The organism is Enterobacter cloacae complex sp. (assembly GCF_900322725.1).
In the GTDB taxonomy this organism is placed as follows: domain Bacteria; phylum Pseudomonadota; class Gammaproteobacteria; order Enterobacterales; family Enterobacteriaceae; genus Enterobacter; species Enterobacter quasihormaechei.
Genome location: NZ_LT991957.1, coordinates 3,252,106 through 3,263,901, shown reverse-complemented (window position 1 = coordinate 3,263,901; position 11,796 = coordinate 3,252,106). Strand labels below are relative to the sequence as shown.

General features: G+C 56.7%; 11 protein-coding genes. 7 read left to right on the top strand and 4 right to left on the bottom strand.

The annotated features are described in order from the left end of the window. Nucleotides 1–83: 83 nt before the first annotated feature. A complete protein-coding gene (gene fetB / locus DBR02_RS16110; RefSeq protein WP_107534828.1) occupies nt 84–866 on the bottom strand; it encodes an iron efflux ABC transporter permease subunit FetB in 783 nt (260 codons plus the stop codon). Beyond that, the gene (gene fetA, locus DBR02_RS16105) at nt 859–1,530 is read right to left on the bottom strand and encodes an iron efflux ABC transporter ATP-binding subunit FetA (RefSeq protein WP_107534827.1); all 672 of its coding nucleotides are present in this window, start codon (nt 1,528–1,530) and stop codon (nt 859–861) included. Before fetA ends, fetB begins: the two co-directional genes overlap by 8 nt. 142 nt (nt 1,531–1,672) lie before the next feature. On the opposite strand from fetA, the gene DBR02_RS16100 reads away from it, so the two are divergent. The 3 genes from DBR02_RS16100 (at nt 1,673) to DBR02_RS16090 (ending at nt 4,045) form a co-directional block, all read left to right on the top strand. Beyond that, nucleotides 1,673–2,527 (top strand): hypothetical protein, encoded by an 855-nt coding sequence (locus DBR02_RS16100; protein WP_063451646.1) that lies wholly within the window; start codon nt 1,673–1,675, stop codon nt 2,525–2,527. A gap of 154 nt (nt 2,528–2,681) precedes the next feature. Next, nucleotides 2,682–3,596, top strand: coding sequence for an SPFH domain-containing protein (locus DBR02_RS16095; RefSeq protein WP_063451647.1), 915 nt, complete (start codon nt 2,682–2,684; stop codon nt 3,594–3,596). Next, nucleotides 3,593–4,045, top strand: a complete 453-nt coding sequence (locus DBR02_RS16090) for an NfeD family protein (RefSeq protein WP_063868998.1) — start codon at nt 3,593–3,595, stop codon at nt 4,043–4,045. The genes DBR02_RS16095 and DBR02_RS16090 overlap by 4 nt, the downstream gene beginning before the upstream one ends. On the opposite strand, the gene cueR is transcribed toward DBR02_RS16090, so the two are convergent. Continuing rightward, entirely contained in the window at nt 4,042–4,452 is a 411-nt protein-coding gene (cueR, locus tag DBR02_RS16085) for a Cu(I)-responsive transcriptional regulator (protein WP_063869000.1), read from the bottom strand. The two genes, DBR02_RS16090 and cueR, sit on opposite strands and share 4 nt — an antisense overlap. Nucleotides 4,453–4,560: 108 nt before the next feature. Between cueR and copA the strand changes: the two genes are divergently transcribed. The 3 genes from copA to ybaK all read left to right on the top strand — a co-directional run bounded on the left by copA (nt 4,561) and on the right by ybaK (nt 8,582). Continuing rightward, entirely contained in the window at nt 4,561–7,059 is a 2,499-nt protein-coding gene (gene copA, locus DBR02_RS16080) for a copper-exporting P-type ATPase CopA (RefSeq protein WP_107534826.1), read from the top strand. Between the two features lie 50 nt (nt 7,060–7,109). Next, the gene (locus tag DBR02_RS16075) at nt 7,110–7,904 is read left to right on the top strand and encodes a TraB/GumN family protein (RefSeq protein WP_102749828.1); all 795 of its coding nucleotides are present in this window, start codon (nt 7,110–7,112) and stop codon (nt 7,902–7,904) included. 198 nt (nt 7,905–8,102) lie between these two features. Beyond that, nucleotides 8,103–8,582 carry a Cys-tRNA(Pro)/Cys-tRNA(Cys) deacylase YbaK gene (gene ybaK / locus DBR02_RS16070; RefSeq protein WP_107534825.1) on the top strand — a complete coding sequence of 160 codons (480 nt, stop codon included), beginning with the start codon at nt 8,103–8,105 and terminating at the stop codon, nt 8,580–8,582. Nucleotides 8,583–8,670: 88 nt separating this feature from the next. On the opposite strand, the gene ushA is transcribed toward ybaK, so the two are convergent. After that, nucleotides 8,671–10,323 carry a bifunctional UDP-sugar hydrolase/5'-nucleotidase UshA gene (gene ushA, locus DBR02_RS16065; protein ID WP_107534824.1) on the bottom strand — a complete coding sequence of 551 codons (1,653 nt, stop codon included), beginning with the start codon at nt 10,321–10,323 and terminating at the stop codon, nt 8,671–8,673. A gap of 164 nt (nt 10,324–10,487) precedes the next feature. On the opposite strand from ushA, the gene DBR02_RS16060 reads away from it, so the two are divergent. After that, on the top strand, nt 10,488–11,708 hold the full coding sequence (locus tag DBR02_RS16060) for an MFS transporter (protein WP_107534823.1): 1,221 nt from the start codon (nt 10,488–10,490) through the stop codon (nt 11,706–11,708). The last annotated feature ends 88 nt before the right edge of the window (nt 11,709–11,796 follow it).

Sequence of the window (11,796 nt, the reverse complement as noted above, 5' to 3'; positions counted from 1 at the left end):
CTTTGCCCGGTGGCGGCTTCGCCTTACCGGGCCTACAAAAGCACGAATCGTAGGCCGGGCAAACGCAGTGCCGCCCGGCACAATCAGCGCACGTTTTTCAACGGCGTCACCACCAGCTGGTGGCGTGCGTTGTAGAACTTCCGATAGGTCAGATAGCAGGCAATAATCGTCGACAGGCTCGCGGTGGAGAGCAGCATAAACGTCACCATTATCTGATACTTAATCGCTTTAACCGGATCGATACCGGCAAAAATCAGCCCCGACATCATGCCCGGCAGACTGACCAGCCCCACGGTTTTTGCTGAATCCACCGTGGGGATCAGCGAAGAACGAATGCTGTCGCGAATCAACCGCGCCGAGGCCACCTTCGGCGTTGCCCCCAGGCTTAGCTTTTCCTGAAGCTGCTGCTGCTCGCTGCTGAAGCATTGCCCCAGATTGTTGTAGCACAACCCTACCGCCACCATCGCGTTACCCGCAATCATCCCGGAAATGGGGATCACCTGCATCGGCGTAAATTCTATCGAGCCGGAGAGCACCAGCACCGCCAGCGTTAACGCGGTCCCGGTGGTAATCGCGATAAACGACGAGATGAACGCTTTATCGATGTATTTACTGCGCTTTTGCGCATTCCACGCCGCGTTGAAGCAGATAAACAGCACCATCAGCAACGTCAGTACCGCATGGTTGACGTTGAAGATGTATTTCAGCACGTAGCCGACGATGATGAGCTGGATGACCGCGCGGGCGATACTCCACAGAATATCTTTCTCCAGCCCCAGCTTTTCCCGGTAGCTGACCACAATCGCCACCAGCACCAGTACCATCGACAGCGCCAGCGATTCGTTCGTTATATTATGTTCACCCACGGTTAGCCTCCTGCATTTTCCCGCCCTGCGGCCTGAGCGTGATGACATCATCCGCATGGCTAATTTCGTTTGAATCGTGCGTCACCCACAGCACGGCAATATCCTGTTCACGGGCGTAGCGAAGAATAATCTCATTCACGTTGCGCTTGTTGGCGTCATCCAGTGCGCTGGTGATCTCGTCCAGCAGCAGCACCTTCGGCAGGAATTGCAGGTTACGGATCAGCGATACGCGCTGCTTTTCCCCGCCTGACAGGTCAGAGATCGATTTGGTCAGCGTCTCCGGCGAAAGCCCAAACCGGGCCAAATCGTCGGCAAACGTTTCAGGTTCAGGCGTTTGGTTGCGGATTTGCCAGGGGAACACCAGATTGTCGTACACCGTATCGCCAAACAGGGACGGCGTCTGCACGCAGTAGGACACCTGCTGGCGGTAGCGTTCCGGTGTAAGCGTGGCGATATCCTTCCCTTCAAACAGGATCGTTCCCTCCGTTGGGCTCAGTAACGAGGCCACGATTTTCAGAAGCGTGCTTTTGCCGCAGCCGGAGGGGCCGGTTATGAGCTTAAATTCGCCCGGTGAAAGGCAAAAATTGACGTGCTGAAGGATCGTGTTGTCACTCACGCGAAAGCCAACATCCCTGATATCCAGAAGATTTTTTTTATTATTCATTCCGATTCCATTTAACGCTTTTAAGAGAACAGCCTGTAGCATAATCCTTTCAGGTTCACAGTGCGAATAGCCTTAAGCTATGGCTAGTGTTAAACTTTTTGTTTGCTCATTGTCACCTCTATCACTACAGGTAGTAAGCCGCATGACACATATTTTTTATGAGTTTTCCTCCCTGAAGCCAGGCGTGCCTGATGTCGAAACATTAATGGAAGTCATCAATTCGTCGGAACTCACGCGTTTTGTTATGGGTGCAGAGGTTGTCGATTTTGTTAAGAAGGCACTCATCGTTAACACCACGATTGGCAGCTTTAAGAACTGCTATTTTGCTTTCGATGACGGGGCTTACTTTCTCGAATTTGACAGCAAGGGTAAATCCAGACGCTTTACCGAGGTGCCGGACTGGTTCGTTTCGCCTGCTGAATTTGCCCGCTCGCAATGGCTGATCAACCATGACCTGGCCGATGTGAAGGCGACGGCGTTTATTGACGTGCTGATGTCCTACCCGCTAAAAGAACGCCGGGCGCACTGCAATCTGCTGTTTGGTCTGGATCTGCATAAGGTCAATGTGGTTCCGGCGCCCGCCGCGCCTGTGGGAAAAATGGGCAATAAGAACGGAAAAACCACCAAGCCTCGCGTCACGGATCTCGGCTCTTTTGAGCTTTTTACCGCCTTCTTTGCGCGCATGAAAACCGCCGTCAACGCTAATGCATTCCCAACGCTACAGGTGCTGACCGGTCAGGAGAATCTTGCCAAAGCGCCGCACAGCCTAAAGCAAGGGATCAGAACCTGGTTTAAAGCGATCACTGGCGATCTGCCGCCGAACAACAAACGTGTCGGAGCGGGCAATGCAGTGCTGTTCTGCGCCCCGATCCGCGAACAGATCCAGCAGATAGAGGCTATTGGCCTGGAAAAATACTATCAGGGCTTATCGAAAGCCATCGCTGACGCCGGGGATGGGTTTATCACCGACTTCAGCTACACCTGGTCAGAAGACTAAGCGTCTGCGCCCTGCTCTCCTGGCGGGGCATTTTAATTTTACCAGTCCGGTTCCCACCTCTTTACAGGGGCGAAATCCCGCCCGTTAACCGATATACTAACGTTCAACAATTACGCAATTTTTCCCGCTACGGCATGCAAAACAGGAGGTTTTTATGCTCATCGTTGTCCCTGTCCTTATTTTCGTTGCGCTGGTTATTGTGGGCGCAGGCATCAAAATTGTCCCGCAGGGTTACCAGTGGACCGTCGAACGCTTCGGTCGCTATACCAATACCCTTCAACCTGGTTTAAGCCTGATCGTCCCCTTCATGGACAGAATTGGGCGCAAGATCAACATGATGGAGCAGGTCCTGGATATCCCTTCCCAGGAAGTCATCTCGAAGGATAACGCCAACGTTACCATTGATGCGGTGTGCTTTATTCAGGTGATAGACGCGCCGAAAGCGGCCTATGAGGTGAGCAACCTGGAGCTGGCGATCGTCAACCTGACGATGACCAACATCCGTACCGTGCTGGGCTCGATGGAGCTGGACGAAATGCTCTCCCAGCGTGACAGCATCAATACCCGCCTGCTGCATATTGTGGATGAAGCTACCAATCCGTGGGGGATCAAGGTGACCCGCATTGAGATCCGCGACGTGCGCCCACCGGCAGAGCTAATCGCTTCCATGAACGCGCAGATGAAGGCCGAGCGTACCAAGCGTGCCTATATCCTTGAAGCCGAAGGGGTGCGCCAGGCCGAGATCCTGAAAGCGGAAGGGGAAAAACAGTCGCAGATCCTGAAAGCCGAGGGCGACCGTCAGTCTGCCTTCCTCCAGGCGGAAGCGCGTGAACGTTCGGCAGAGGCGGAAGCCCGCGCGACGCAAATGGTATCCGAGGCGATTGCCGCCGGGGATATCCAGGCCGTGAACTACTTCGTCGCGCAAAAATATACCGATGCACTGAAGGAGATCGGCTCTGCGAACAACAGCAAAGTGGTGATGATGCCGCTGGATGCCAGCAGCCTGATGGGATCTATCGCCGGGATTGCCGAACTGATCAAAGACGGCGGAAACGAGCGTAAAAAATGATTGAACTCATCGTTGCACATCCACATGCGTTCTGGCTAAGCCTCGGCGGCCTGCTGCTGGCCGCCGAGATGCTGGGCGGCAACGGTTATCTGCTGTGGAGCGGCATTGCCGCGGTGATTACCGGGCTGGTCGTCTGGCTGCTGCCTGTCGGCTGGGAGTGGCAGGGCGCGCTGTTTGCCGTACTGACGCTGGTGGCCGCCTGGCTGTGGTGGCGCTGGCTGAACAAACGCGTTCAGGAGCAGAAGCCAGTCGACGCGCATCTCAACCAGCGTGGGCAGCAGATCGTGGGTAAACGTTTCACGCTTGATAACGCGCTGATCAACGGACGCGGCCATATGCGCGTGGGGGACAGTTCGTGGCCGGTCGTGGCCGATGATGACCTCAGCGCCGGAACGCGGGTTGAGGTCATTGCGGTGGAAGGTATTACCCTGCGGGTTAAAGCCTGTTAGGCGTGGGTTTTGCGGTGGCAGCAGCCGGAAAGATTGTCGATAATCGGGCAGTCGGCGCTGTCATCTCCCGGGCAGGATTCCGCCAGCTGTAACAGCTGCTCACGCATTGCCTGTAATTCGATAATATGGCGTTCGATCTCCGCCACTTTTTCCAGCGTACGTTTTTTCACGTCGGCACTGTGGCGCTTCGGATCGTTAAACAGGTTTACCAGCTCCCCGCACTCTTCCAGGTTGAATCCAACCTGTCTGGCCTGGCGCAGTAACGTCAGTTCATCAAGATGCAGTTGCGTATAGCTGCGGTAGCCGTTCTCACTGCGCAACGGTGGCGTCACCAGCCCTTTCTCTTCATAAAAGCGAATCGCTTTGCTGGTTAAGCCGGTTTTTTTCGCAACATCGCTGATATTCACATTTCCCCCTTGACCTTCCCCTTGATGGAAGGTTTAACCTTCATAACAGTTAGCGAAAAGCAAAGTGAAGGTCAACAATTGACCAGAACATTATACGGGAGTTTTGTTATGTCTCACACTATTGACCTGACGCTTGACGGCCTCTCCTGCGGCCACTGCGTCAAACGCGTTAAAGAAAGTCTGGAGCAGCGCCCTGACGTGGAAAGCGCTGAGGTGACTATCGATCATGCCGCCGTGACCGGCAGCGCCAGCGCCGACGCGCTGATTGATACTATCAAACAGGCCGGTTACGGGGCGGAGTTAAGCCACCCAAAGGCTAAACCGCTGGCAGAGTCATCATCCCCGTCGGAAGCACTGACAGCGGCCACTCCTGAGCTTCCGGTAGCGGATGACATTGATGACAGCCAACAGCTGCTGATCAACGGCATGAGCTGCGCCAGCTGCGTTTCACGGGTACAGAATGCCTTGCAGGCGGTCCCGGGCGTAGCGCAGGCACGGGTAAACCTGGCGGAGCGTACTGCGCTGGTGATGGGCAGCGCCTCCGCCGCAGATTTAGTACAGGCCGTTGAGAAAGCGGGCTACGGGGCGGAGGCCATCGAAGATGATGCCGAGCGCCGCGAGCGCCAGCAGGAAACGGCTATCGCCACCATGAAGCGCTTCCGCTGGCAGGCGATCGTCGCCCTGCTGGTTGGTATTCCGGTGATGGTGTGGGGCATGATGGGTGACAATATGATGGTCACCGCCGATAACCGCACCCTGTGGCTGGTGATTGGTGTCATTACCCTTGCGGTCATGGTGTTTGCAGGCGGGCATTTCTACACCAGCGCCTGGAAGAGCCTGAAAAACCGCACGGCGACGATGGACACGCTGGTCGCGCTCGGGACGGGGGCCGCGTGGCTCTATTCAATGAGCGTTAACGTCTGGCCGCAGTGGTTCCCGATGGAAGCTCGCCACCTCTACTATGAAGCGAGCGCGATGATTATTGGTCTGATTAACTTAGGCCACATGCTCGAAGCCCGCGCTCGCCAGCGCTCGTCGAAAGCGCTGGAAAGATTACTCGATTTAACCCCGCCGACGGCCCGCGTGGTGACGGACGACGGGGAGAAAAGCGTTCCGCTTTCGGAGGTGCAGCCGGGTATGACGCTGCGCCTGACTACTGGTGACCGCGTGCCCGTCGACGGTGAAATTACCCAGGGCGACGCCTGGCTTGATGAAGCCATGCTGACCGGTGAGCCGATCCCCCAGCAGAAATCCCAGGGCGATGCGGTGCATGCGGGTACGGTGGTGCAGGACGGAAGCGTGCTGTTCCGCGCCAGCGCCGTTGGCAGCCATACCACCCTGTCGCGCATCATCCGCATGGTCCGCCAGGCCCAGAGCAGCAAGCCGGAAATCGGCCAGCTTGCCGATAAAATTTCCGCTATTTTTGTCCCCGTGGTGGTCGGCATTGCCCTGTTCAGCGCGGCGATCTGGTATTTCTTCGGCCCGGCACCGCAGATTATCTATACCCTGGTGATTGCCACCACGGTGCTGATCATCGCCTGCCCTTGTGCGCTTGGCCTGGCCACGCCGATGTCGATTATCTCCGGCGTCGGTCGCGCCGCCGAGTTTGGCGTGCTGGTCCGTGACGCCGACGCGCTACAGCGGGCAAGCACGCTGGACACCCTTGTCTTTGATAAAACCGGTACGCTCACCGAGGGCAAACCCCAGGTGGTGGCCGTCAAAACCGCGGGCTGTACGGAAGCGGATGCCGTGCGCCTTGCCGCGGCGCTGGAACAAGGTTCCAGCCACCCGCTGGCGCGCGCCATCCTTGAGAAAGCCGGCGATGCCCGCCTGCCGCAGGTAAGCAACTTCCGTACCCTGCGCGGTTTAGGGGTCAGCGGGGAAGCCGAAGGGCATACGCTGCTGCTGGGTAACCAGGCACTGCTGAATGAAAACGGCGTTGATACGTCCGCGCTGGAAGCTGAGCTTAACGCGCAGGCTTCTCAGGGGGCGACACCAGTTCTGCTGGCGATGGATGGACAGGCGGCGGCGCTGCTGGCCGTGCGCGATCCGTTACGCCAGGACAGCGTGGATGCCCTACAGCGCCTGCACCGCGCGGGCTACCGCCTGGTGATGTTAACCGGTGATAATCCGACGACCGCTAACGCCATCGCCAGAGAAGCCGGGATTGATGAGGTGATTGCCGGCGTGCTGCCGGACGGCAAAGCGGACGCCATCAAGAACCTGCAAAGTCAGGGTCGCCAGGTGGCGATGGTGGGCGACGGTATCAACGACGCCCCGGCGCTGGCGCAGGCTGACGTAGGCATTGCGATGGGCGGCGGGAGCGATGTTGCCATTGAGACTGCGGCGATCACCCTGATGCGGCACAGCCTGATGGGCGTGGCGGACGCGCTGGCGATTTCGAAAGCCACGTTGCGCAACATGAAGCAGAACCTGCTGGGGGCATTCATCTACAACTCACTCGGCATTCCGGTTGCCGCCGGGATTTTGTGGCCGCTGACCGGCACCCTGCTGAACCCGGTGGTCGCGGGTGCGGCGATGGCGCTCTCGTCCATTACCGTGGTGAGCAACGCCAACCGCCTGCTGCGGTTTAAACCGAAGGATTGAACCTTGTTCTCGTACGCGCTAGCATGACCCTTTCCGATCATGGAGCGCGTATGAGTCTGTTTAGCCGTATAAAAGCATCGTTTCGCGCCCTCTTTCCCCGCCGTTATGCCTGGCCCGGCATGGATATTTCGCTTCCGGGCGGACGGCATCTGCACCTGGTGGGAAGCATCCATATGGGCACACAGGATATGTCACCCCTGCCCGCCGGCCTGATTAAACTGCTGAAGCGCGCCGACGCGCTGATCGTCGAGGCCGACATCTCCGGCCACGAGTCGCCGTTTGCCGGGCTGGAAAGCGACCTCCCGCTGGCGGAACGGCTGGACGATGCCCAGCTCGCGGAACTGACGCGCATTGCCAACGAGACGGGCGTATCGCTATCCATGATTGATACCCTGCCGCTGTGGCAAATCGCGATGGTGTTACAGGCCACGCAGGCGCAGCGCCTGGGCCTGCGCGGCGATTACGGCATTGATTATCAGCTGCTGAATATGGCACGGGCGCGCACTATGCCCGTCATCGAACTGGAAGGGACGGACAGCCAGATAGCGCTCCTGCGTCAGCTTCCGGACGACGGACGTATGCTGCTGGAAGATACCCTGACCCACTGGCACACCAATGCGCGGCTTCTGCAAACCATGATTGGCTGGTGGCTGGACGCGCCGCCGGCAGACGGCAAGCTGGCGTTACCGTCGACGTTCAGTGAATCGTTGTATGATGTGCTGATGAACGCGCGTAACCAGGCGTGGCGGGAGACGCTGTATGCCCTGCCTGCTGGTCGTTATGTCGTCGCGGTTGGCGCGTTGCATTTGTACGGCGAAGGGAATTTGCCGTCGCTGCTGAAGTAAAAAAATGGCCAATATCGCTATTGGCCCGTCAAAGAGGAATTTCATCGTTTTTATTATACCGAAGTGACCTTCGGTTGAGCCGATTGTCGCTCAAAGTGACCATCACTGCCAATACTATTGCGCAAGATGGTGCTATTTTTTAGACAAACGTCAGGCGTATGCTGCTGGTATGAATCGTCTGTCGTAAGAAGGATAGCCATGACTCCCGCCGTTAAATTACTCGAAAAAAACAAAATTTCTTTCCGGATCCACACCTACGATCACGATCCGAACGAAACCAACTTTGGTGATGAAGTGGTGCGCAAGCTGGGGCTGAACGCGGACCAGGTCTACAAAACGCTGCTGGTCGCGGTGAATGGCGATATGAAGCACCTCGCCGTGGCGGTGACGCCCGTCGCCGGTCAGCTTGATTTGAAAAAAGTGGCCAAAGCGCTGGGGGCGAAAAAGGTCGATATGGCCGACCCGATGGTTGCGCAACGCACGACCGGATATCTTGTCGGCGGGATCAGCCCGCTCGGCCAGAAAAAGCGTCTGCCGACGCTGATCGATGCGCCTTCGCAGGAATTTGAGACGATCTACATTTCTGGCGGCAAGCGCGGGCTGGATATCGAACTGGCCGCGGGCGATCTGGCGAAAATACTGGACGCGACGTTTGCGGATATTGCGCGCCGGGATTGAATAAAAAGCCCGGTGGCGCTGCGCTTACCGGGCCTACATTCGAATCGTAGGCCGGGTAAGGCGTAGCCGCCACCCGGCAACAAAACCACTACTGCCAGCTCACCTCGCCCTTCGGCTCATACGCGTTCACGTCAATCGGTGAATTCTGCTGGATAAACTGCTTCAGCACCTCCGCATCAATAAAGCCGGTATTCACATAGCCCGGTTTGTTATCAATGTGCGGATAGCCGTCGCCGCCGGTGGCATTGAAGCTTAACGTTGCCAGGCGGTAGGTTTTCGCCGGATCAACAGGCTCGCCCTTGATCTTGAGATCGTTGAGCTTGCCGTCCTTCGCCACGAAGCTGACGTTAGCAAACTGCGGATACGCCCCCGAGTCCGGCTTCATCTGCGCCACGGCCGTCAGGTAGTCAATCACCTCTTTCCCGCTCATGTCCGCATACACCACCACATTGCCAAACGGCTGTACCTTCAGCACGTCTTTATAGGTGATATTTCCGCCTTCGATGGAATCACGAATACCGCCGCCGCTCATCACGCCAAAATCCGCATTCGTGCGCGCCATCTGTGCGGCCAGCACCAGACGCCCCATGTTGGTCTGCACGAAGCGGACTTTGCTGCGGTCCCCTTCCAGACGACCGTTAAGCGTGCCAATTTTCACGTCCAGCTGCGCTTTCCCTTTGCTCTGGAACGGCGTCAGCAGGGAGAGCATCTGCTGGTTTTCAGCGATCTCTGGCGTGTAGAGTACGCGCTCACTTTTGCCGTCCGGGTAGGTGACTTTCTTCTTCAGGTTCACCGGGATGAGCTGATAGTGCACCAGCTTCATCTCGCCGTTACGGAATTCAAAATCCGCGCGGCCAACGTATTTCCCCCACTCGTGGGCCTGCACGATCCAGATCCCGTTTTGACGGTCCGGCGCGCACGGCGTGCCCGGCACGTAGTCCACCTGTTTTTTATTCTCGGAAGCCATGCAGACCGGATCCTGCGAATGGCCGCCCACAATCATCGCCAGCGAGCCCGCTGGCAGGCTGCGCGCCATCTCTACGTCGCCCGGCGCGTTGGAGCCGTGCTCGCCGTTATCGTAATGCCCCATGTGGGTGGTCGCGATAATCACATCCGGCTTTTCATTCTGCTGCAACTCCTGGATCACCAGCTTCGCTTCGTCCGCCGGTTTACGGAATTCAATGTCGGTAAAATATTCAGGGTTGCCAATTTTGGCCGTATCGTCAGTGGTTAAGCCAATGACCGCAATCTTCAGATCCTGACGCTTAAACAGCGCCCACGGTTTAAACAGGCGCTCGCCGGTGCTTTTCTGATAAATATTGGCGGAAAGGAACGGGAATTTGGACCACTTCTCCTGCTGGCGCAGCACGCTCAGCGGATTATCAAACTCGTGGTTTCCGACCGCCATCGCGTCGTAGCCGATTAGATTCATGCCGCGAAAATCAGGCTCGGCATCCTGTAAATCCGACTCCGGTACGCCGGTATTAATATCCCCGCCCGACAGCAGCAGCACGCTGCCGCCCTGGGCCGCGACCTCTTTGCGAATGCCGTCCACCAACGTTTTTTGCGCCGCCAGGCCATATTCACCGTATTCGCTGCGCCAGAAATGGCCGTGATGATCGTTAGTATGGAGAATGGTAATTTTATAGGTTTTATCTTTTTCATACGCCTGCGCGGGCAGGCTTGTCAGCCCCCATGCGGCGATGAGCGCCAGCGCGACGCCACGCTTTATTAACTTCATCTTCTCTCTCCCTGACCCATAGACAAACGCAAAAATTACAGTGACTCACAAGAATAGACAAATAAGTTTTCAGATTTGCGACTTTCTTCAAATGTCACGGACGGGTATGTTAGTCGGATAATAATTACTCCCTGCATCTCTAATAACAAATTGACGTGGTATTTATGGCAATCAGTGAATCAACCCAGCCTGTTCAGGGCGCTCCGGCGTCGCCGCCGAAATCGCGCACTTCCTTTAAAGTATTAGGCGCAATCAGTCTTTCTCACCTGCTCAACGACATGATCCAGTCGCTGATTCTGGCGATCTATCCGCTGTTGCAGTCCGAGTTCTCATTAACCTTCGTGCAGATCGGGATGATTACCCTGACCTTCCAGCTGGCCTCTTCACTGCTACAGCCGGTGGTGGGCTACTGGACGGACAAATACCCGATGCCATGGTCGCTGCCCATTGGTATGTGCTTCACCCTAAGCGGGCTGGTGCTGCTGGCCATGGCGGGCAGCTTTGAGGCAGTTTTGGTTGCCGCGGCGCTGGTGGGTACCGGTTCATCGGTATTCCATCCGGAATCGTCCCGCGTGGCGCGTATGGCCTCCGGCGGACGTCACGGGCTGGCGCAGTCTCTGTTCCAGGTGGGGGGCAACTTTGGTAGCTCCCTCGGTCCTCTGCTGGCGGCGGTAATTATCGCGCCCTATGGTAAAGGCAACGTGGCGTGGTTTGTGCTGGCCGCGCTGCTGGCGATTGTCGTGCTGGCGCAAATCAGCCGCTGGTATGCCGCGCAGCATCGCGTAAATAAGGGTAAGCCTGTAGCGAAGGTTATCAACCCGCTTCCGCGCAACAAGGTGATCCTGGCCGTCAGCGTGCTGCTGGTGCTGATTTTCTCGAAATATTTCTATATGGCGAGCATCAGCAGCTATTACACCTTCTATCTGATGCAAAAATTCGGATTATCGGTACAAAACGCCCAGCTTCACCTCTTCGCCTTCCTGTTTGCGGTGGCGGCAGGCACGGTGATTGGCGGGCCTGTTGGCGATAAAATTGGGCGTAAATATGTGATTTGGGGCTCTATCCTCGGCGTCGCGCCGTTTACCCTTCTTTTACCGTACGCAAGTCTGGAGTGGACCGGGATTTTGACGGTAATTATTGGTTTTATTCTCGCATCGGCATTCTCAGCCATCCTGGTCTATGCGCAGGAGCTGCTGCCGGGACGTATCGGTATGGTTTCCGGCCTCTTTTTCGGTTTTGCCTTTGGCATGGGCGGCCTTGGCGCAGCCGTGTTAGGGATGGTTGCAGACCACACCAGCATCTTCCTGGTTTATAAAATCTGCGCTTTCCTGCCACTTCTGGGGATGTTGACCATATTCCTGCCTGACAACCGCCATAAAGCGTAATTTCACGGCTGCCAAAGTTAAACTTTGGCAGCCGGATAACCTGATGCCATAAGGCTTTCCTCTGACTCCTCCCCGCAAACTTAGTAAA

What these genes read in the sequence shown, in the direction of transcription:
- fetA (WP_107534827.1), bottom strand. Translation starts at nt 1,530, where the DNA reads ATGAATAATAAAAAAAATCTTCTGGATATCAGGGATGTTGGCTTTCGC.
- DBR02_RS16100 (WP_063451646.1), top strand. Translation starts at nt 1,673, where the DNA reads ATGACACATATTTTTTATGAGTTTTCCTCCCTGAAGCCAGGCGTGCCT.
- DBR02_RS16095 (WP_063451647.1), top strand. Translation starts at nt 2,682, where the DNA reads ATGCTCATCGTTGTCCCTGTCCTTATTTTCGTTGCGCTGGTTATTGTG.
- DBR02_RS16090 (WP_063868998.1), top strand. Translation starts at nt 3,593, where the DNA reads ATGATTGAACTCATCGTTGCACATCCACATGCGTTCTGGCTAAGCCTC.
- copA (WP_107534826.1), top strand. Translation starts at nt 4,561, where the DNA reads ATGTCTCACACTATTGACCTGACGCTTGACGGCCTCTCCTGCGGCCAC.
- DBR02_RS16075 (WP_102749828.1), top strand. Translation starts at nt 7,110, where the DNA reads ATGAGTCTGTTTAGCCGTATAAAAGCATCGTTTCGCGCCCTCTTTCCC.
- ybaK (WP_107534825.1), top strand. Translation starts at nt 8,103, where the DNA reads ATGACTCCCGCCGTTAAATTACTCGAAAAAAACAAAATTTCTTTCCGG.
- ushA (WP_107534824.1), bottom strand. Translation starts at nt 10,323, where the DNA reads ATGAAGTTAATAAAGCGTGGCGTCGCGCTGGCGCTCATCGCCGCATGG.
- DBR02_RS16060 (WP_107534823.1), top strand. Translation starts at nt 10,488, where the DNA reads ATGGCAATCAGTGAATCAACCCAGCCTGTTCAGGGCGCTCCGGCGTCG.